This is a genomic window from Mesorhizobium montanum (genome assembly GCF_033977145.1).
Classification (GTDB): domain Bacteria; phylum Pseudomonadota; class Alphaproteobacteria; order Rhizobiales; family Rhizobiaceae; genus Mesorhizobium; species Mesorhizobium montanum.
The window spans coordinates 294,205-314,670 of sequence record NZ_JAVIJF010000004.1; the positions used below are offsets into that span (position 1 = coordinate 294,205).

Sequence of the window (20,466 nt, forward strand, 5' to 3'; positions counted from 1 at the left end):
GTTCCTGTAAACGTTGGGGTGAACCGGCGCCGGTAGAACCGCGCCAATTCGCCTCTTGCCGTGCCCGGTTGTGCCGCCCTAGAGTCGGCGCGGGACTAGTGCATGTCGCCCGGAAGTGCGCAGCGGTTCTGGGACAACGACATGCATCAAAACAAAGACTTGAAGCGCGTCGCCTGAATTCGTTTCAGCGCGAGGCGCTTCAAGGGTGCCGTCGTGCGCGTCAATGGGACGGGAGTTGTCGTGGTGGGTGTCGTTCTCAACATCGAAGGCAAGCGGGAACCCGCTTCCATCAAGGATCTGATCGATCTGACGGCAGCCGACATGGGGCGCGTCAACGAACTGATCCTGTCCAAGGCCGGCTCCGACGTCGAGATGATCCCGGAGATCGCCAACCACCTGATCTCTTCGGGAGGCAAGCGGCTCAGACCCATGCTCACGCTCGCCGCCGCGCAGATGTTCGGCTATGCCGGCGAAGGTCATGTCAAGCTCGCAACGGCAGTCGAGTTCATGCACACCGCGACGCTTCTGCATGACGACGTGGTCGACGAGAGCGCGTTGCGCCGCGGCAAGAAGACGGCGCGCATGATCTGGGGCAACCAGGCAAGCGTGCTGGTCGGTGATTTCCTGCTCGGCCAGGCTTTCCGCATGATGGTCGAGGTCGGTTCGCTGGAAGCGCTGGACATCCTGTCGAGCGCCGCCTCCATCATCGCCGAGGGCGAGGTGATGCAGCTTGCCGCCGCCAAGAACCTCGAAACCACCGAGGACGAGCATTTCGCCGTCATCAAGGCCAAGACCGCGGCGCTGTTCTCGGCCGCCGCCGAAGTCGGGCCGGTCATCGCCCAGGCCTCGCGCACCGATCGCGCGGCACTTCGCTCCTATGGCATGAATCTCGGCCTTGCCTTCCAGCTCATCGACGATGCGCTGGATTATGGCGGCTCGAGCAAGGATCTCGGCAAGAATGTCGGCGACGATTTCCGCGAGGGCAAGGTGACGCTGCCGGTGATCCTCGCTTACCGGCGCGGCACCAAGGCCGAGCGCACCTTCTGGAAGCGCGCTATCGAGGACAACGTCACCGACGATGCCGGGCTCGAAAAGGCGATCGGTCTGATGACCCGCCACGGCGCCATCGCCGACACGATCGGCCGCGCCCGTCATTTCGGCGAGATCGCCCGCGATGCGCTGGCGCCGCTCGAGGCGACGCGGCAGAAGTCGGCTTTGATCGACGTCATCGATTTCTGCATCAGCCGCGTCAACTGAGCCTTTCGATCCCAGTGGCCTGCCCAGTGACCGATGGGGCAGGGCACCTGTGAATCCCGCTCCAGCCGTCTCGACAAACGGCGGCTCGACAAATTATCTATAAAATATGGCCAGCACAGACGACACGATCGCCGTTCGCATCAGCAAGGAACTGGCTGACCGCATCATTTCGGGCGCCATCGAGCCCGGTTCGCGGTTGCGCCAGGACCATGTCGCCGAGGAATTCAACACCAGCCACGTGCCGGTGCGCGAGGCCTTTCGCCGCCTGGAGGCTCAAGGGTTGGCGATCAGCGAGCCGCGCCGCGGCGTGCGCGTCGCCTCCTTCGATCTCGGCGAGGTCAGGGAAGTGGCCGAAATGCGGGCCGCGCTCGAAGTGCTGGCGTTGCGCCATGCCGCGCCGCATCTGACGGCGTCGATCCTCGACCAGGCCGAGGAGGCGACCAAGGCCGGCGACAAATCCCGCGACGTGCGCTCCTGGGAAGAAGCCAACCGCAGCTTCCACCGGCTGATCCTGGCGCCCTGCAACATGCCGCGCCTGCTCTCCACCATCGACGACCTGCACGCGGCGAGCGCGCGTTTCCTGTTCGCGGCCTGGCGCTCGGAGTGGGAAACCCGCACCGACCAGGATCACCGGGCGATCTTGAGCGCGCTCAGGCAAGGCAACACCGGATCGGCCGCCGCGACGCTCGGCCGGCACGTGCAATGGATCGGCCAGAAACCGGTCAAGACCGCCTCCGGCAGGACCCGCGACGCCTTCGCCATCGTCGGGTAATGTTGGCTCGACCTCCACGCGGTCGTCATTCTATGGCGAAGCAGGAGCGAAGCGACGTGGCGCAGACCATAGAATGACGATTCCCGGCTTCTTCCAGGGTCTCTGCCCTTGCCATCTCCGCAAAAATGTGGATTCGATAATAGATCGAACGTAGAAATTATCTATAAATCACTCAGCCAGGGACATCACCGTGACAGACATCGCCGTTTCGACCCGCAATCCCTCCTTCAGCCCACTGCGGCTGCACAGCCGTTCGCTCGCCTGGCAAATCGGCGCCGTGATCCTCGGTTCGCTGTTCCTGGCGCTGTCTTCCTACATCGAGGTGCCGATGGTGCCGGTTCCGGTGACCATGCAGACCTTCGCCGTCACACTGGTCGGTGCGCTTTACGGCTGGCGCTTCGGTGCGCTCACCATTGCCGCATGGCTGGTTGAAGGCGCGGCAGGGTTTCCGGTGCTGGCGGGCGGGGCGGCCGGCATGCAGCATTTCATCGGCCCGACCGGCGGCTATCTCTTCGCCTTCCCGGTCGTCGGCGCCGTTGTCGGCTGGCTGGCCGAACGCGGCTGGAACGGCAACCGCATCATTCTTGCCTTCGCTGCCATGCTCATCGGCAACCTGCTCTGCCTGGTTTTCGGCACGGTCTGGCTTGCCGTGATGATCGGCACCGAAAAAGCCATCACCTTCGGTTTCCTGCCCTTCATCGTCGGCGGCCTGCTCAAGTCGGCGCTGGGCGCGGCGACGCTGAAGCTGTTTTCGGGCAACAGGTCGGCCGATCCCCGGTAAAGCTGCAAGGCAGACCCGATACCAGATGACCGTCAGGCTGCGCGCCCATCATCTGCTTTGTATGCTGACCTATGTCGGCAAAGGCTATTCGCCGGCCTTCACCGGCAATTATGACAGGGTGGTGGAGCGCCTGGCGAGGGGCGAGGACATCCTGATCGTTTCCGGTCCGGACGACATCTGTGCTCCGCTGCTGGACGAGCCCGAGCCGCACTGCCTGGGCGAAAGCGCTGCCGGGCGGGACGAACTTGCGGCACGTGATGTCGCTGATCTTCTGGGCCGGCCGCACCTGGCCGGTGCCCGGCTCGAGTTGGACGCTTCAACCGTGACCAGGATGCGCAAGGCGTTTTCCTCCGGCCTGACGCGCAAAGCCTGTCCGGGCTGTGAGTGGTTCGAGCTGTGCGGCATAATCGCGGCCGATGGCTTCCGCGGAACGCGCCTTTAGAGCAATTCCAGGAAAAGTGCGCCGCGGTTGGGCTCGGCGACTTTGCCGTAGCCTTCCAGAATTGCGTAAAACAAAGAACTCTGGATCGCTCGTCCCCGGCGTCTGTCGATATTCAGCCTTTGAGCTGCATATTTTCGCTGCTTGCCATCGTTTCTTAAGCGGGACGATTGGATTGTGATTCGCTTGCCGATTGAAGCCTGACCGTAAAAAGGCCATGCTTTGGCCGGAAAAGTTCGAGTCTGTGAGGCGGTCCTCCGAGGGCGGGATCGCATCTGGTTGAAAGGGATAAGATGCAAGGACGTGCGCGCTGGCTGAAGAGGCTGGCATTTTTGACCGGTGTGGCGCTTTGGGTGCTGCCGGTCCAGGCCAAGGAAGAAGCCCAACCGCTCCAGATCACGTCTTTCTCGGGCGCTTATCTTGCTGCCCATATCGCCGAAAGCGACAACGATCTCAACGACGCGATCGCCTATTACAAGCAGGCGCTGGCCTTTGCGCCGGACGACACGGAGCTGCAGCAGAGCCTGATGCTGGCGCTGGTCGCGCAAGGCCGTTTCGAGGAATCGCTGGTCTATGCCGAAAAGCTGAAGGAAGTGCCGGATGTCGAGCGCTTCTCGCGCCTGGCGCTGGCCGTCGATTCCTTCCACAAGAAGGACTACACGAAGGCGCAGTACTGGCTGAAGCTCTCGCTCGAATCCGACCTCGACAGACTGCTCTCGGGCGTCATGGACGGCTGGGCCAAGGAGGGCGCCGGCAACGCGTCCGAGGCCATGGATTCCATCGACAAGCTCAAGGGGCCGGACTGGTTCGGCCTGTTCAAGTCGTTCCACCGCGCGCTGATCGCCGACGCCGCCGGCCTCAACGACAAGGCCGATGAGATCTACGCCGCCACCATGGCCGATACCGCGGCCGGTGGCTCCGCACCCGAAACCTGGATGCGCAACGCCCAGGCCTATGCCTCGTTTCTTGTTCGCAAGGGCGACAAGTCGAAGGCGCTGGCGGTGTTGAACCAGGCCGAGGCCTTCGCGCCGGGCAAGCTCGAAATCACCACGCTGCGCGACCGGATCAGCAAAGGCGATAAGATCGGGCCGCTTGTCGCCAGCCCGGCCGACGGAGCATCCGAAATCCTGCTTGACCTTGCCACCGCGCTCAACCGCGGCGGCGGCGAGCCTTTCGTGCGGCTCTATTTGCAATACGCGCTCGCGTTGAAGCCGGATAGCGATGCCGCCCTTGTGCAGCTTGCCGCCGTTGCCGAGCAGCTGAAGGACGGCGAAGGCGCCGTCGCGCTGTATCGACGCATTCCGGCGTCCTCGCCGCTGAAGGATCTCTCCGACCTGCAGATCGGCCTCAACCTTGCCGATCTCGACAAGCATGACGAGGCGATTTCCTACCTCAAGGCCTATCTCGACAAGCACCCGGACGACATGCGCGCCTATGTGGCGCTTGGCGGCGTCTATGGCTCGAAGGAAGATTTCCGTTCGGCCGCCAGTCTCTACGACAAGGCCGTCGAGCAGCTGAAGACGCCGACCGCCGCCAACTGGAACATCTTCTACCAGCGCGGCATCGCCTATGAGCGGCTGAAGGAATGGCCGAAGGCGGAACCAAATTTCCGCAAGGCGCTGGAACTGCAGCCCGACCAGCCGCAGGTCATGAACTACCTCGGCTATTCCTGGGTCGACATGAACATGAACCTCAAGGAAGGCCTGGCGATGATCCAGAAGGCCGTCGATCTGCGGCCGAACGACGGCTACATCGTCGATTCGCTCGGCTGGGCCTATTTCCGCATGGGTCGCTTCGACGACTCCGTGCGCGAGATGGAGCGCGCGGTGTCACTGAAGCCGGAGGATCCGGTCCTCAACGACCATCTCGGCGATGCCTATTGGCGCGTCGGCCGCAAGCTCGAAGCCACCTATCAGTGGACCCAGGCACGCGATCTGAAGCCCGACCCGGACGTGCTTGCAACCCTGCAGCAGAAACTGCTCAAGGGCCTGCCGCCGATCGAATCCAACACCGCGCAGGAAACCCCGAAGATGAAGCCGGAGCCGGCGCCTGTGCCGAAAGGCTGAGTGCTTTTCGTCAACATTCAAGAATGCGGGGCTCATCGAGCCCCGTTTTCGTTCAGCCTGGCGTCTTGGCCGAAACGCCTGTTGCGATGGTCATTCTATGGCGGAGCAAGGAGCGAAGCGACGCGGCGCGGACCATAGAATCCATGCCGTGACCTTAACGCGTTGCAACAGTGCAGAATTCTGCTCCGTTGCGCCGTTCGATCAAGGTCACGGAATGGATCCCAGGGTCTCCGCGACGCCGCTTCGCGGCTGCTCCGCCCTGGCATGACGAGGTTGAGAGGCTTCAGCCAATCGCCAGCGTTTTCGCTGATTTCACGGAATGAAAGGTGACAATCTTGCGCGCCGACAAACAGCGGCCTTTCAAAACCCCCTGTATCGAGGAACTAGAACATCTTTCTGTAGACGACGAACCCCGACCGTTCGCCGATCCTGTCGTAGAGTTGCATGGCGGTGTGGTTCGTCTCATGCGTCAGCCAGTAGACGCGGTTCGCGCCCGCTTGCCCGGCGCGTTCATAGACGCCTTCGACCAGCGCCCGGCCGACGCCCCGGCCGCGCGCGGCCTGGGTGGTGAAGAGATCCTGCAGGTAGCAGCTCGGCGCGATCGCCGTCGTCGAGCGATGGTAGAGATAGTGGACGAGGCCGAGAAGGTTGCCCTCGCGCTCGGCCACCAGCGCATGCATCGGCTCATAGGCATCGAAGAAGCGCGACCAGGTCATCTGCGTGATCTCGCCGGCAAGCGCCGTCGCGCCGGAGCGCCCGTAAAACGCGTTATAGCCGTCCCACAGCGGCAGCCATTGCTCGTAATCCTGCCTTGTGACGGGTCGGACAGTGAGTTGACCGGACATGGCTAAACCTTTGTTGTTGAAGCGCAACGGAGCAAAGGGTCACCGCCGCCCGCCGGCAATGGGCCAGTCGGCCGCAAAGCGTTCAACCTCGCCGGATGCGGGTCGCCGCCTTGACGCTCGGCGGCCCGGCAACTAGGGAAGCGTCGTTCCGAGCTTTCCGAGGCCACCCGTGACCATCGAGATTCCTGCCCATATGCATCCCAGCCGCTCTTTCCAGGGGCTGATCCTGACCTTGCACAATTACTGGGCGGACTATGGTTGTCTTATCCTGCAGCCCTATGACATGGAAGTCGGCGCCGGCACCTTCCATCCGGCAACCACGTTGCGCGCGCTCGGTCCGCTGCGCTGGAACGCGGCTTACGTCCAGCCCTCGCGCCGGCCGAAGGACGGCCGCTATGGCGAAAACCCGAACCGCCTGCAGCATTATTACCAGTATCAGGTGATCCTGAAGCCCAATCCGCCGAACCTGCAGGAACTCTATCTCGGCTCGCTCGAGGCGATCGGCGTCGATCCGCTGCTGCATGACATCCGCTTCGTCGAGGACGACTGGGAGAGCCCGACGCTGGGCGCCTGGGGTTTAGGCTGGGAGTGCTGGTGCGATGGCATGGAGGTCTCTCAGTTCACCTATTTCCAGCAGGTCTGCGGCATCGAATGCGCGCCGGTGGCGGGCGAGCTGACCTACGGGCTGGAGCGGCTCGCCATGTATGTGCAGGGCGTCGACAATATCTACGACCTGAACTTCAACGGCCGCGAGGGTGTCGAAAAGGTCACCTATGGCGACATCTTCCTGCAGGCCGAGCAGGAATATTCGCGCCACAATTTCGAATTCGCCAACACCTCGATGCTGCTCAGGCATTTCGAGGACGCCGAGGCCGAGTGCAAGGCGCTGCTCGATGCCGGCACGCCCAAGCCAGGCGACAACCTTGCGATGCACCGCATGGTCTTTCCGGCCTACGACCAGTGCATCAAGGCAAGCCATGTCTTCAACCTGCTCGACGCGCGCGGCGTGATCTCGGTCACCGAGCGCCAGAGCTACATCCTGCGTGTGCGCAACCTTGCCAAGGCTTGCGGCGAGGCGTTCCTGAAAACGCGGGCGGGTGGGCTGGCGGCGGCTTAACCCGATACGGCTTTGGTGGTTTCGGTCGCGGCGGTGATCGGCAACGCGATCTGCGCCGTCGTGCCATCGATCGTGCGAATGGCCTGCCTCACCCCCGGCATCGTGATCGTGCCGTGCGCCTGGGCGGCGAAGCAGGCGCTGAGCGCCAGGATCTGCAGGGTTCTCGATGCCGTCTTCATCGTCGTTCAGCCAATAGTTCTCTGCCTGAGCGTTTGTCGCTTCAGCGCAGCGTTTGGTTCATGGGAAGTTCTGCTCCAAAGGACGGCCAGCCCTGCGCGGTCCCGACAGCGGGCCTAAAAATTCCACGCCTTCGATCGAAGGGGCGATCTGCTTGCGGGGTGACAGCGGCCGGCCGAGTTGCTATTTCCCGCCCATTCGTGACACCGGCGCTGCGCGCCGACCCTCCCCATCAAGGGGAGGTGGGGAGCTTGACTATGCCTGACCTGCTCTTAGAGCTTCGCTCCGAGGAAATTCCCGCCCGCATGCAGCGCAAGGCTGCCGGCGACCTCAGGAAGATGCTGACCGACGGTCTTGTCGAGGCGGGTCTGACCTATGAGGCGGCGCGCGAATATTGGACGCCGCGGCGCCTGGCGCTCGACATCCGGGGGCTCACCGCGCGCTCCAAGGATATTCGCGAGGAGATCAAGGGTCCCTCGACGACGGCGCCCGAGCAGGCGGTGCAGGGCTTCCTGCGCAAGGCCGGGCTTTCATCGATCGCCGAGGCGCATGTCCATTCCGACGCGAAGAAGGGCGATTTCTACGTCGCCCACATCGCGAAGCCGGGCAGGGCCGCCGAAGAAATCATCGCCGAGCTGGTACCGGGCATCATCAGAAACTTCCCCTGGCCGAAATCGATGCGCTGGGGGCCGGCCTCGGCCAGGCCCGGCTCGCTGCGCTGGGTGCGGCCGCTGCAGTCGATCGTCTGCACCTTCGGCCCGGAGACCGAGGAGCCGGTGGTGGTCGATTTCGAGATCGACGGCATCCGCGCCGGCAACGTCACCTATGGCCATCGCTTCCACGCGCCGGACCCGATCACCGTGCGCCGTTTCGACGATTATGTGAGCAAGCTGGAAGTGGCCAAGGTCGTGCTCGATGCCGACCGGCGCAAAGAGATCATTCTTCACGATGCCCGCAACATCGCCTTCGCCAACGGGCTCGACCTCATCGAGGACGAAGGCCTGCTGGAGGAAGTTTCCGGCCTTGTCGAATGGCCGGTCGTGCTGATGGGCGAGTTCGAGCGGGATTTTCTCAGCATTCCGGCCGAGGTCATCCGGCTCACCATCCGCGCCAACCAGAAATGCTTCGTGACGTCGCGCCCGACCTCTTCCTCGGACGGGGAGATCGGCCAATCACCCCTCTCGAACCGCTTCATCCTCGTCGCCAACATCGAGGCGACGGACGGCGGCAAGGAGATCGCTTACGGCAACGGCAAGGTCGTGCGCGCGCGCCTGTCCGACGCGCTCTATTTCTGGAGGACCGACCAGGCCGACCTGCCGGACCTCGACCAGCTCGGGGAATCGGCAACGAGGTTCGACCTGGATTTGAAGAAGCCGCTCGATCAGCGCATGGCGCGGCTCGATCATCTCAACGTCACCTTCCATGCCAAGCTGGGCACGCAAGGGCAGCGCGTTGAGCGTATCAAGCGGCTGGCGAGTGAGATCGCCGACGCTTTGTCGAAGCAGCCGAAATTCTTCGATGGCAAGCTTCTGTCGGCTGATGATCTGAACACCGAGCAGAAATATCTCCGCGAGCGCGCCAGGCGGGCTTCTGTGCTGGCCAAGGCCGATCTCACGACCGAAGTGGTGGGCGAATTCCCGGAACTGCAAGGAGCGATGGGCCGCAAATACGCGCTGCTGCAGGGGGAACATGCGAGCGTCGCCGCCGCCATCGAGGAGCACTACAAGCCGCAGGGCCCATCCGACCGCGTGCCGACCGATCCGGTATCGGTTGCCGTCGCGCTCGCCGACAAGCTCGACACGCTCACCGGCTTCTGGGCGATCGATGAAAAGCCGACCGGCAGCAAGGATCCGTTTGCACTGCGGCGTGCGGCGCTTGGCGTCGTCAGGATCCTCATTGAGAACCGTATTCGTCTGGCGCTGACGTCTGTTTTCGCAACGGCCTTTGCAAACTTCAAAGGCGGCGCGGATCAGTCATCCGATCTCCTCGCCTTCTTCCACGACCGCCTGAAAGTCTATCTCCGCGACCTGGGCGCGCGGCACGATCTGATCGATGCCGTCATCACGCCGCAGTCCGACGACCTCCTGCAGATCGTCCGCCGCGTCGAGGCGCTCGGTTCCTTGCTCGACACCGACGGGGGCAACAACCTGCTCGCCGGCACCAAGCGCGCCGCCAACATCCTGGCTGCGGAGGAGAAGAAGAAAACGGCCGTCGCCGAGACTGTTGAGCCGGCATTGTTACGCGAGGAAGCGGAAAAGAAGCTCTATGCCGCAGTGAATCAGGCCGAGAAGGAAGCCGGCCAAGCAATTCAAAACGAAGATTTTTCCGCCGCCATGATGGCGCTTAGCGTGTTGCGCGAACCGGTTGATTCATTCTTTGAGCGTGTTCTCGTGAATGATGAGGACCAGGCCGTGCGCGCCAACCGTCTGGCGCTGCTTGCCCGCATCCGCACCGCCACCGATCAGGTCGCGGATTTTTCAAAGATCGTCGGCTGACGCTCAAAGAAACGCGCTTTTGAAACTGCTCGCGCCCGCTGGGGCGCGAGCAAGCTTCAACAATTCGGCGCCGAAAATTTAATGCGCCGGAGCCGGCTTACAGTCATATGACGATGACCTCCGCGTGGGAGAACCGATGCATGTCGCCCAGAAGCGCGGAGCGGTTCCGGGACAACGACATGCATCAAAAAAGACTTAAGGCGCGCCGCCTGAAATCCAGCGCGACGTGCTTCAAGACATCCCCAAAACCACGGAGGCATGCCATGAATTCCGTTGACGATATCGACTTGATTGAAGAAACCTCGACCGCCGCCGAGGCTACCGAATCCGCTTCCGAAAACGTCCTCGACCACGCCGCCGCCGCGGCGGTCGAAGCCGCTGAGCCGTCCGAAGATGACGAGGAAGAAGGCGAGGACGGCGACGACGAAGACAGCGACGACGATGATGACGAAGACGCCGACAAGGAAGCCTCTGCCGCGGCCGACGACGAGGATGAAGATGGCGACGACGAAGACGGCGGCGACGAAGATGAATCCGACGAAGAAGCCAAGACCTCGGGCGACGACGAGTCCGACGATGCCGACAAGGAAGAAGCGGCCTGAGCCGACTCCTGTCGTCTGAAGAATGAAGGGCGGCGCGTTGTGCGTCGCCCTTTTTCGTCAGTCCCGTTTCGCCCGTCTTGCAGGAGATCGACCAGTTAATCTTGCAGGAAATTGACCAATCAATGTTCTAGGAAAATGTGAACTACATCGCCTTGCCGACGCGAGGCGGTGGAGCGGTTTTTTGCGTCTGCGCTTGTGGCTGCGCGCTGGCCGTCGCGGCCGGCTGGCCGGCGGTTTTGCCGCTGCCGCTCGAAGCGGCGGCGGTGCCGTTCGCGGGCGTTGCCGGCGACGTGCCGTTCGCCGGCGCTGTGACCGCGGGTGTCTGGGGCTTGACCGCCGCGGTCGCCGCGGGCGTTGCGAAAGCGCCGCCGACAATGCCGCCGCGAATGATCATCGGCGCTTGCTGGTGCCCGGACTTTTCTGGAATTGCCGCGACCTTCTCTTCCGTGACGGCGGGCGCGGGATCGCCAAGCGCTATCATCGATGGCGCCGAGGCCGCGGACAGCTTGGCCGGCTCGATCGCATTCAGCTTGATGAACGAAGGCGTCGACGTCGAGGGTCCAACCACAATGAACGACGAAGCATGCGCCACGCCGCTCATCGCCAAAAGGCCGATACCGAACGCTCCGAGCAAACGCATCGCAAGAACTCCCCAGCCCGCAATCACATCAAACCTGCACCTTAGGGCCGGCACATTGAAGCCGGCTTGCGCGGAAACTTAACATTTTAGGGATTGATAAATCGCCAATGCCCGCACTTGCCCGATGGAAGCGGCCGTATTACGGGACCGGCATGTTCAAGACTGGTGGCGGATTTGGCTGAGATACTGGCGGTCGGCGAGGCTATGGAGCAGGCTTTGGCGTTGCTCGAAGGCGGCGACGTCGTCGCCATCCCGACCGAGACGGTTTACGGCCTGGCTGGCGATGCCACCAACGGCGTTGCCGTGGCGCGCATTTTCGAAGCCAAGGGACGGCCGCGCTTCAACCCGCTCATCGCCCATGTCGCCGATCGCGCGATGGCGAACCGCATCGCCGGCTTCGATCCGCTCTCGGCGAAGCTGGCCGAGGCCTTCTGGCCCGGTCCGCTGACGCTGGTGCTGCCGCGACGTGTGGACAACAGCATCCATCCGCTGGTCACCGCGGGGCTGGACACCATCGCGCTGCGCATGCCGCAAGGGTTCGGCGGTGAACTGATCGCGCGGCTCGGCCGGCCGCTCGCCGCCCCTAGCGCCAATTCCTCCGGCAAGATCAGCGGCACGACGGCGCAGGCAGTCGCCGCAGATCTCGGGGACAGGATCAAGCTGGTCGTGGATGGCGGCGCGACGCCTGTCGGGCTGGAATCGACCATCGTCAAGGTCGAGCATGGCAAGCTGCGGCTGCTGCGGCCCGGCGGCATCGGCGCCGAGGAGATCGAGGCGGTGGCCGGTGCGAAACTGTCGCGCGGCGCCACCGGCATCGAGGCGCCGGGCATGCTTGCCTCGCATTACGCGCCTGGTGCCGCGATGCGGCTCAACGTCGAGAACGTCGCCAAGGGCGAGGCGCTGCTCGCTTTCGGTGGCAACCGCGCCCAGGGCTGGGAAGAGGCCATTGCGCTGCGCAATCTCTCCGCGACGGGCGACCTGCGCGAGGCGGCCAGCAACCTGTTCGCCTTCATGCAGGCGCTTGACCGCGTCGGCGCCGCGACCATCGCCGTCGAACCGATTCCGTTCGAGGGACTGGGCGAGGCAATCAATGATCGGCTTGCCCGCGCCGCCGCGCCGCGTGACAAGACCGGCTGAGCGCCCCCCTAAGTCAAAGAAGTAGAGCATGATGCCGTCCGAAAACCGCTTCACACTTTTCGGCATCATGCTCTAGTTTCAGATCATGAGCGATCAGCCCTTCGACCTCGATCCCGCCATTATCGACCGTTTCGCGGCAATCGTCGGCGACAAATACGCGCTGCGCGATCAGGCCGATATTACGCCTTACATCACTGAGCGGCGCGGGCTTTGGCACGGCCGGACATCGCTGGTGCTCAGGCCAGGCAGCGTCGAGGAAGTGAGCCGCATCATGCGGCTGGCAACCGAGACCGGAACGCCGATCGTGCCGCAAAGCGGCAACACAGGGCTGGTCGGCGCCCAGGTGCCGGACAAATCCGGGCACGACATCGTGCTGTCGCTGTCGCGGCTGAACCGCATCCGCGAGATCGATGTCTTGTCGAATACGGTGACGGTCGAGGCCGGCGTCATCCTGCAGACGCTGCAGGAAGCGGCCGATGCCGCCGACCGGTTGTTTCCGCTGTCGCTCGCCGCTCAAGGCTCCTGCCAGATCGGCGGCAATCTCTCCTCCAATGCCGGCGGCACCGGCGTGCTCGCCTATGGCAATGCGCGCGAGCTCTGTCTCGGCGTCGAGGTGGTGCTGCCGACCGGCGAGGTGTTCGACGACCTGCGCAAGTTGAAGAAGGACAACACCGGCTACGATCTGAAAAACCTCTTTGTCGGCGCCGAAGGCACGCTCGGCATCATCACCGCCGCGGTGTTGAAATTGTTCCCGAAGCCGAAGGGCAGGGAGGTCGCCTTTGCCGGCCTGTCGTCGCCTGAAGCGGCACTGTCGCTGTTCACCTTGGCGATGGATCGTGCCGGCCCTTCGCTCACCGCTTTCGAGCTGATCGCCAAAAGGCCTTACGACTTCACGCTGAAGCACGGTCAAGGCATCACGCGGCCGCTGGCCGACGACTGGCCTTGGTATGTCCTGATGCAGATTTCGTCCGGCCGTTCCGAAGAAGACGGCAGGGCGCTGATCGAGGAGATTCTTTCAGCCGGCCTCGAACAAGGCATCGTCGGCGATGCGGTGGTGTCGGCAAGCCTTGCCCAGGGCGACGCTTTCTGGAACTTCCGCGAGACATTGCCCGAGTGCCAGAAGCCCGAGGGAGCCTCGATCAAGCACGACATCTCGGTGCCGATCGCCTCGATCCCGCAGTTCATCGACAAGGCGGCCGGCGTGGTGGAGACTGTGTGCTCCGGCGCGCGCGTGGTCTGCTTCGGCCATATGGGCGACGGCAATCTCCACTACAACATCTCGCGCCCCGTGGACTGGCGGGACGAGGCGTTCCTCGACCTCTACCATCCCATGAACGAGGCCGTGCACGATGTCGTGCGCTCCTTCCATGGCTCGATCTCGGCCGAGCACGGCATCGGCCAGTTGAAGCGCGACGAGCTGATCGCCACGGCGCCGCCGATGGCGATCGATCTCATGCGCCGGGTAAAGGCGGCCTTCGATCCGGCCGGCATCATGAATCCCGGTAAGGTTATCTGATCCTTCCCACATCTGGTGGCCGGTCGCATTCCGATAACCATCCCTGAGATCAGCAAAATTTAACCGACTTTCTTAAGCGCGGCGGTAAGAAGCGAGCGCTAATGTTTCTTCCCATAACGAGGCCGGAAAAACCGGCCCTGAGAGAACCGGAAAACGGCCCTCAGGAGTAACAGGGAAGACATTTGATGAACACTGGATTGAAGCCGGTCTGGGCCGGGCGCAACATGCGCCTCGATCCGTTTCGCCTGCCGCAGATGGTGAGCTATGCCACCCGCGACGACTATGGCGATGTCACCTTCACCATCGACCAGCGTGGCGCCATTATCCGCCGCGTGCTGGAGATGAGCGGCCTGCCGGCGATCATCGCACTGCCCGCCAAGGCGTTCCGCGGCGTCGCCGCGCGCGCCATGGAAGACCCCGAAGGCAACGTCACGGTGACGCTCGAACTCTTGCACAATGATCCGATGCTGTCGGTGCCGTTGCTGGTCGCCGACGACCTCGAAGATGTCGCCGCCGACTGGCGCGCCTGGGCCGATGCCTATCGCCTGCCGATGCTTCTGATCGAAGCCGACGGCATTGCCCGCACGCTGGAAGAATCGCTCGGCGTGGCCATCAAGGCGCTGCCGTCGCAGGAGCGCCGCAAGGGCCGCGTCTCCAACATGCGCCGGCCGCGCTTCCTCGCTCGCCGCAAGGCCGGCAACCTTGGCCTGAGACTCGTCATCGGGGGCGAGGAAATTATTGCGCGCGAGTAGTTAGCTCCCCCTTCTCCCACAGGGGGAGAAGGGGACGCCCCGCTACACCAGCGGCTTCAGCCATATCCAAACTGACCCGCCGATCAGGCCGAGGAAGATCAGCCAGCCGACCTGGTTGTTCGACTTGAACAGTTTCAGGCACTGATCCGCATTGTTGATGTCGAGCCGGATGATCTGGCGCGCCATATGCGCGCCGGCGGCGATCAGGCCGGCCAGCGCCACCACGGGCACCTGCGCCGAAGCAAACGCGATGGCGAAACAGACCAGCGCGCCGCCATAGAGGCCGACCAGCCAGGTCTTGGTGTTGTCGCCGAACAGCCGCGCCGTCGAACGCACGCCGACGATGGCGTCGTCTTCCTTGTCCTGATGCGCGTAGATCGTATCGTAGCCGATAACCCACAGGATCGAGCCGATATAGAGCATGATGGCCGGATCGTCGATGTCGCCGAACTCGACCGCCCAGCCCATCAGCGCGCCCCAGGAGAAGGCAAGGCCGAGCACGAATTGCGGCCAGCTGGTGATGCGCTTCATGAAGGGATAGACGGCGACGATCGCGAGCGAAGCGATGCCGAGCGGGATGGCGAAGCTGTTGAACTGCAACAGCACGGCAAGCCCGATCAGCGCCTGGACGATAACGAATATCCAGGCCTGGCGGCGCGTCACCTTGCCCGCCGGCAGCGGCCGCGAGCGGGTGCGCTCGACCTGGTTGTCGATATCCTCGTCGGCAAGGTCGTTATAGGTGCAGCCGGCCCCGCGCATGGCGACGGCGCCGATAAAGAACAGCAACAGGTACCAGGGCGCCGGCAGCAGCGTCAGCAGCGGGTCGGTCGGACGCGGATAGGCACCAGCGGCAAGCGCCGCCGACCACCAGCAGGGCCACAACAGCAGCTGCCAGCCGATCGGCCGGTCCCAGCGCGCAAGCTGCGCATAGGGCCAGAGCCGGCGCGGCAGCACCCGGTACACCCAATGGCCGCTCGGCGCATCGGCGACACGGCCCTGGATCGCTTTCGACTGGACGGGTTCCATCACGCTGGAGTGGCAGCAGCAAGCGGCGCCGTCAAGCGGCCGCGTTGTCGCTCAACTGGTGAAAACATCGTGACCGGCAAACCATGCCCTGGCGACCTCGATGAAGGCCACGGCCGCCTTCGACAGGCGCTGGCGCGTGTCGTGCGTCAGGATGATGCGCTGCATCGGCAGCGGGTCGGAGAGCGGCTTGCAGACCAGCGGCAGGCCGTCATAGCTCCGATCGCCATGCGGCCTGGTGTAGCTGACCGCGACGCCGAAGCCGTTGGCCACCATGGAGCGCTGCAATTCGAACGAGCTTGTTGTCGTCCGGGCGACCGGCGAAAGGCCGCGGCTGAGGAAAAGGTCCAGCATATGCTGCCAGCTGTGCGGCTGGTCGGTGGTGATCAGCGGATGCAGGGCGAGCTCGGCCAGGCTGACGGCGCGCTTGTCCGCCAGCACGTGGCTGGCGGGCAGAAGCGCGTGCGGCCTCAATTCATGCAGAAGAATGCGCTTGAAATGTCCGGGCAGGCCGAGATCGTAGGTGAGGCCGAGGTCGACGGCGCTGTCGGCCAGGCGCCGCCCAAGCGTGTCGAAGGTTTCGTCGCCTATGACCACCGTGACGGCCGGGCAGCGCTCGGCGAAGGCACGCATCAGCGCCGGCGCGAAATAGGGCGCCAGATCCTCGAAGCAGCCGAGCACCAGCTCGCCGCCGGCATCGGCGTCGCGCGATCCGAGCGCCGCCAGTTCGTCCGCCTCGCCCAGCACCTGCCTTGCCTTGGCTACGGCCCTGCGGCCGAAAGATGTCAGCGCAACGCCGCTTCCCCGCCGGCGCACGAACAGTTTTTGGCCAAGGGCGTCCTCGACATTGTCGATCGCCACCGAGACCGATGGCTGCGAGACGTTGAGCACCGCCGCCGCCGCGGTCACGCTGCCATAGCGGGCGACAGCAACGACATAGCGCAACTGGGTGAGGGTCGGTCTCATAGGCAAAAACTATAAATTAGATGGCAAGTTATTATTTTACGCGATGTTCGGCGCTTGCGATAGTCGGTTGCCAATCAAGGAGAGCGCCATGGCCAGCCCAAAGATCGATGCTTCGACAATTGCCGACTACCAGCGCGATGGCGCGGTCTGCATCCGCGGCGCCTTCAAGGACTGGGTCGATGTCATCGCCGACGGCATCGAACGCAATATGCAGAACCGCAGCGCCACCGCCTCCGACATTGCCGGCGGCAAGGGCAGCTTCTTCGACGATTACTGCAATTGGGAGCGCATCCCGGAATTCGTCAGGATCGTGCGTGAATCGCCGGCCGCCGAACTCGCGGCCGCCGTCATGCAGTCGCGCAGCGCGCAATTCTTCCACGACCACGTTCTGGTCAAGGAGCCCGGCACGCAGAAGCCGACGCCGTGGCACCAGGACATTCCCTACTACTTCGTCGACGGCAGCCAGACGGTGAGCTTCTGGATCCCGATCGACCCGGTGAAGGAAGCGACGCTCAGGCTGATCGCAGGCTCGCACAGATGGGAAAAGATGGTCCTGCCGGTACGCTGGCTGAATGATGCCAATTTCTATGCCGGCGAGGGCGACTACCGGCCGGTGCCCGATCCCGACAACGACCCTTCGATGAAGGTGCTGGAATGGGAGATGGAGCCGGGCGATGCCATCCTGTTCGACTTCCGCACCGCCCATGGCGCGCGCGGCAACATGACCTCGGCGCGGCGCCGGGCGCTGTCGCTGCGCTGGGTCGGCGACGACGCGCATTATGTCGAGCGTCCCGGCCGCACCTCGCCGCCCTATACCGGCCATGACATGAAGCCAGGCCAGAAACTGCGCGAGGACTGGTTCCCCGTCGTTTTCCAGAGCTGAGGTATTTTTCAGACCAGGTGTGTTTCACCCGACACAGGAATTTTGATCGGTCGGCTATATTTGCGCCGTCAGTCGCATGCCTTGGAGATTGGCCGAACCGGGCCAGCCCCGTCATCCACGGGCGGAGCAAGGAGCGAAGCGACGCGCGCAGACCCTAGAATGACGAGGTTGGGGAGGGGCTAGCCGAACGCGGAACTTATCTTATCCCTCTTGATCAGGGCCATGTTCCCGTGCGCAATTGCCGCCAAAATGCCAAGACGCCTTGACCCGTCGCCCGCGGACCAATAGCGGGTTCTCTCGACGGGAACGATCGGCAGCAAGAGGTGGCCATGAATGTTCTTCTTCTCGGCTCGGGTGGCCGCGAACATGCGCTCGCCTGGAAGATGTCCGCCTCGCCGCTCCTGACCAGGCTCTATGCTTCGCCCGGCAATCCGGGCATTGGCCGAGTCGCCGAACTGGTCAAGCTCGACGTCGCCGATCATTCCGCCGTCGCGGCTTTCTGCCAGGAGAAGAAGATCGACCTGGTCGTGGTCGGCCCGGAAGGTCCGCTGGTGGCCGGCATCGCCGACGATCTGCGCGCCTGGGGCATCCGCGTCTTCGGCCCCTCCAAGGCGGCGGCGCGGCTCGAGGGCTCGAAGGGCTTCACCAAGGACCTGTGCGCCAAATTCGACATCCCGACCGCCGCCTATGGCCGTTTCAGCGATCTCGCCTCGGCAAAGGCCTATGTCGAGAAGACGGGCGCGCCGATCGTCATCAAGGCCGACGGGCTTGCCGCGGGCAAGGGCGTCACCGTCGCCATGACACTCGATGAGGCGATCGCCGCGCTCGAAGCCTGTTTCGACGGTTCCTTCGGCGCGGCCGGCGCCGAGGTCGTGGTCGAGGAATATCTGACCGGCGAGGAGGCGAGCTTCTTTTGCCTATGCGACGGCGCCACCGCGCTGCCCTTCGGCACCGCGCAGGACCACAAGCGCGTCGGCGACGGCGATACCGGGCCGAACACCGGCGGCATGGGCGCCTATTCGCCGGCGCCGGTGATGACGCCGGAAATGACCGAACGCACTATGCGCGAGATCATCGAGCCGACCATGCGCGGCATGGCCGATATCGGCGCGCCCTTTGCCGGCATCCTCTTTGCCGGCCTGATGATCACCGACCAGGGCCCGAAACTGATCGAATACAACACCCGCTTCGGCGATCCCGAATGCCAGGTGCTGACGATGCGGCTGAAGGACGACCTGCTTGTCCTGCTCAACGCCGCCGTCGACGGCCAGCTCGCGCATATGTCGGTCCGCTGGAGCGACGAGACGGCACTGACCGTGGTGATGGCAGCGAGGGGGTATCCCGGCACGCCGGAAAAGGGCTCCGTCATCCGCGGCCTCGACAAGGTGGAAGGCGCGGGTGCCCAGGTCTTCCATGCCGGCACCGCCATCAATGGCGGCGCGCTGGTCGCCAATGGCGGGCGCGTGCTCAACGTCACCGCGCTCGGCGCGACGGTTGGCGAGGCGCAGCAAAAGGCCTACGCGGCGATCCACCAAATCGACTGGCCGCAGGGCTTTTACCGCCACGACATCGGCTGGCGCGCCGTCGAGCACGAGAAGACCGGCGGCTGAGCTTTCAGGCCGCCTGGGTCTTTTTGCGCGCGCGTGCCCAGGCCGGCAGCCAGTCGCCGTGAGCGGCGAGCAGATCGTCGACCAGCGACCAGATCTGGTCGAGGTCGAGCTCGGCCGCGGTGTGCGGATCCATCATCGCCGCGTGGTAGATGTGCTCGCGATTTTCCGTGATCATCGCCCGCACCGTCAGCTGCTGCACGTTGATGTTCGTGCGGATCAGCGCCGTGAGCTGCGGCGGCAGGTCGCCGATATAAGTCGGCTGGATGCCCGAGGCATCGACCAGGCACGGCAGTTCGGCGGCGCAATCGAAAGGTAGTGAGGTGATGCAGCCATTGTTGCGGACATTGCCGTAGATCACCGACGGCTCGCCGGTCCACACCGAGTTCATGATCGAGGAGGCATATTCCCTGGACTGCTCGACCTCGATCCGGTCCGCCGACCGGTAGGCCTCCGCCTGTCCTTTCCAGTGCTCGATCTGCTCGATGCAGCGCTTCGGATATTCGTCGAGCGGAATGCCGTATTTCTCGATCAGGTCAGGGCGGCCGTCCTTGATGAAATAGGGCGTGTATTCGGCGAAATGCTCCGAGCTTTCGGTGACGAAGTAGCCGAGCCGGGTTAGCATCTCGTAGCGGACCTTGTTCGGGCAGCGCGGATTCCAGCCGGGCTTGGGCGCGCGGCCTTCGCGATAGGCGCGCACAAGATCGGGATAGAGGTCGCGGTAGGAGCCGTCCGGCTGGCGATGTTCGAATTTCAGGTAGAAAGCCATGTGGTTGATGCCGGCCGAGCGGTAGCGGATTTCCTCGTAGGGGAGGTCGAGATCATGCGCCAGTTCCATCGCCGTGCCCTGCACCGAATGGCAAAGACCGACTTGTTTGATTTGGGGGTATTTCTCGGCGATCGCCCAGGTGTTGATCGCCATTGGGTTGACATATTGCAGCATGATCGCCTCCGGGCAGACCACGAGCATGTCCTCGCAGATTGTCCACAGATGCGGCACGGTCCGGAGACCCCGCATGATGCCGCCGACGCCCAGCGTGTCGGCGATCGTCTGGCGCAGGCCGTATTTCTTCGGCACTTCGAAGTCGGTGACCGTGCAGGGCTCATAGCCGCCGATCTGGAAGGCGACGACGACGAAGTCGGCGCCGGAGAGCGCCTTGCGCTGGTCGGAATAGGTCTCGGCCTTCGCCTTGACGCCAAGCGTGGCGATCAGCTTGTTGACGACGATGGCGCTCTCTTCCAGCCGTTGCGGGTTTATGTCCATCAGCGCGATGGTCGCGCCCGACAGCGCTGGCCGCTGCAGCACGTCGCCGACTATGTTCTTCATGAACACCGTCGAGCCGGCGCCGATAAAAGTGATCCTGGGATTTCTTGCCACGTCTGGAACCTCC

19 protein-coding genes are annotated in these 20,466 nt (G+C 63.7%); 13 read left to right on the forward strand and 6 right to left on the reverse strand.

What is annotated here, in order from left to right; genetic code table 11:
- The first annotated feature begins 243 nt into the window (after nucleotides 1-243).
- From RFM68_RS07675 to RFM68_RS07695, 5 genes are all read left to right on the forward strand, one after another.
- Nucleotides 244-1,257: a polyprenyl synthetase family protein gene (locus tag RFM68_RS07675; RefSeq protein WP_320232161.1), complete on the forward strand. Its 1,014-nt coding sequence runs from the start codon at nucleotides 244-246 to the stop codon at nucleotides 1,255-1,257.
- A gap of 106 nt (nucleotides 1,258-1,363) precedes the next feature.
- Complete coding sequence (locus RFM68_RS07680; protein WP_320232105.1) at nucleotides 1,364-2,029, forward strand: GntR family transcriptional regulator; 666 nt, start codon at nucleotides 1,364-1,366, stop codon at nucleotides 2,027-2,029.
- Nucleotides 2,030-2,219: 190 nt separating this feature from the next.
- Nucleotides 2,220-2,810, forward strand: a complete 591-nt coding sequence (locus RFM68_RS07685; RefSeq protein WP_320232107.1) for a biotin transporter BioY — start codon at nucleotides 2,220-2,222, stop codon at nucleotides 2,808-2,810.
- A 25-nt stretch (nucleotides 2,811-2,835) separates the two neighbouring features.
- A complete protein-coding gene (locus tag RFM68_RS07690) occupies nucleotides 2,836-3,252 on the forward strand; it encodes a DUF1284 domain-containing protein (protein ID WP_320232108.1) in 417 nt (138 codons plus the stop codon).
- Between the two features lie 290 nt (nucleotides 3,253-3,542).
- Nucleotides 3,543-5,315, forward strand: coding sequence for a tetratricopeptide repeat protein (locus RFM68_RS07695; protein ID WP_320232109.1), 1,773 nt, complete (start codon nucleotides 3,543-3,545; stop codon nucleotides 5,313-5,315).
- Nucleotides 5,316-5,698: 383 nt separating this feature from the next.
- On the opposite strand, the gene RFM68_RS07700 is transcribed toward RFM68_RS07695, so the two are convergent.
- The gene (locus RFM68_RS07700; RefSeq protein WP_320232110.1) at nucleotides 5,699-6,160 is read right to left on the reverse strand and encodes a GNAT family N-acetyltransferase; all 462 of its coding nucleotides are present in this window, start codon (nucleotides 6,158-6,160) and stop codon (nucleotides 5,699-5,701) included.
- A 193-nt stretch (nucleotides 6,161-6,353) separates the two neighbouring features.
- On the opposite strand from RFM68_RS07700, the gene RFM68_RS07705 reads away from it, so the two are divergent.
- Nucleotides 6,354-7,277: a glycine--tRNA ligase subunit alpha gene (locus tag RFM68_RS07705; protein WP_320232162.1), complete on the forward strand. Its 924-nt coding sequence runs from the start codon at nucleotides 6,354-6,356 to the stop codon at nucleotides 7,275-7,277.
- On the opposite strand, the gene RFM68_RS07710 is transcribed toward RFM68_RS07705, so the two are convergent.
- Entirely contained in the window at nucleotides 7,274-7,456 is a 183-nt protein-coding gene (locus tag RFM68_RS07710) for a hypothetical protein (RefSeq protein WP_320232111.1), read from the reverse strand. The genes RFM68_RS07705 and RFM68_RS07710 overlap by 4 nt on opposite strands.
- 255 nt (nucleotides 7,457-7,711) lie before the next feature.
- On the opposite strand from RFM68_RS07710, the gene glyS reads away from it, so the two are divergent.
- The gene (glyS, locus tag RFM68_RS07715) at nucleotides 7,712-9,949 is read left to right on the forward strand and encodes a glycine--tRNA ligase subunit beta (protein WP_320232112.1); all 2,238 of its coding nucleotides are present in this window, start codon (nucleotides 7,712-7,714) and stop codon (nucleotides 9,947-9,949) included.
- Nucleotides 9,950-10,212: 263 nt separating this feature from the next.
- Complete coding sequence (locus RFM68_RS07720) at nucleotides 10,213-10,551, forward strand: ATPase (protein WP_320232113.1); 339 nt, start codon at nucleotides 10,213-10,215, stop codon at nucleotides 10,549-10,551.
- A 142-nt stretch (nucleotides 10,552-10,693) separates the two neighbouring features.
- Here the strand turns inward: RFM68_RS07720 and RFM68_RS07725 are convergent, their stop codons facing one another.
- The gene (locus tag RFM68_RS07725; protein ID WP_320232114.1) at nucleotides 10,694-11,191 is read right to left on the reverse strand and encodes a hypothetical protein; all 498 of its coding nucleotides are present in this window, start codon (nucleotides 11,189-11,191) and stop codon (nucleotides 10,694-10,696) included.
- Between the two features lie 174 nt (nucleotides 11,192-11,365).
- On the opposite strand from RFM68_RS07725, the gene RFM68_RS07730 reads away from it, so the two are divergent.
- The 3 genes from RFM68_RS07730 to RFM68_RS07740 all read left to right on the forward strand — a co-directional run bounded on the left by RFM68_RS07730 (nucleotide 11,366) and on the right by RFM68_RS07740 (nucleotide 14,596).
- Nucleotides 11,366-12,328 carry an L-threonylcarbamoyladenylate synthase gene (locus RFM68_RS07730; RefSeq protein ID WP_320232115.1) on the forward strand — a complete coding sequence of 321 codons (963 nt, stop codon included), beginning with the start codon at nucleotides 11,366-11,368 and terminating at the stop codon, nucleotides 12,326-12,328.
- A gap of 85 nt (nucleotides 12,329-12,413) precedes the next feature.
- Entirely contained in the window at nucleotides 12,414-13,844 is a 1,431-nt protein-coding gene (locus RFM68_RS07735; RefSeq protein WP_320232116.1) for an FAD-binding oxidoreductase, read from the forward strand.
- A 185-nt stretch (nucleotides 13,845-14,029) separates the two neighbouring features.
- On the forward strand, nucleotides 14,030-14,596 hold the full coding sequence (locus RFM68_RS07740) for a DUF6101 family protein (RefSeq protein ID WP_320232117.1): 567 nt from the start codon (nucleotides 14,030-14,032) through the stop codon (nucleotides 14,594-14,596).
- A gap of 42 nt (nucleotides 14,597-14,638) precedes the next feature.
- Here the strand turns inward: RFM68_RS07740 and ubiA are convergent, their stop codons facing one another.
- Nucleotides 14,639-15,622: a 4-hydroxybenzoate octaprenyltransferase gene (gene ubiA / locus RFM68_RS07745; RefSeq protein WP_320232163.1), complete on the reverse strand. Its 984-nt coding sequence runs from the start codon at nucleotides 15,620-15,622 to the stop codon at nucleotides 14,639-14,641.
- A gap of 51 nt (nucleotides 15,623-15,673) precedes the next feature.
- Nucleotides 15,674-16,585: a LysR family transcriptional regulator gene (locus RFM68_RS07750; protein ID WP_320232118.1), complete on the reverse strand. Its 912-nt coding sequence runs from the start codon at nucleotides 16,583-16,585 to the stop codon at nucleotides 15,674-15,676.
- 88 nt (nucleotides 16,586-16,673) lie between these two features.
- On the opposite strand from RFM68_RS07750, the gene RFM68_RS07755 reads away from it, so the two are divergent.
- Nucleotides 16,674-17,468 (forward strand): phytanoyl-CoA dioxygenase family protein, encoded by a 795-nt coding sequence (locus tag RFM68_RS07755; RefSeq protein ID WP_320232119.1) that lies wholly within the window; start codon nucleotides 16,674-16,676, stop codon nucleotides 17,466-17,468.
- A 329-nt stretch (nucleotides 17,469-17,797) separates the two neighbouring features.
- A complete protein-coding gene (gene purD, locus RFM68_RS07760) occupies nucleotides 17,798-19,078 on the forward strand; it encodes a phosphoribosylamine--glycine ligase (protein WP_320232120.1) in 1,281 nt (426 codons plus the stop codon).
- 4 nt (nucleotides 19,079-19,082) lie between these two features.
- On the opposite strand, the gene RFM68_RS07765 is transcribed toward purD, so the two are convergent.
- Nucleotides 19,083-20,453: an alpha-glucosidase/alpha-galactosidase gene (locus RFM68_RS07765; protein ID WP_320232121.1), complete on the reverse strand. Its 1,371-nt coding sequence runs from the start codon at nucleotides 20,451-20,453 to the stop codon at nucleotides 19,083-19,085.
- Between the last annotated feature and the right edge of the window lie 13 nt (nucleotides 20,454-20,466).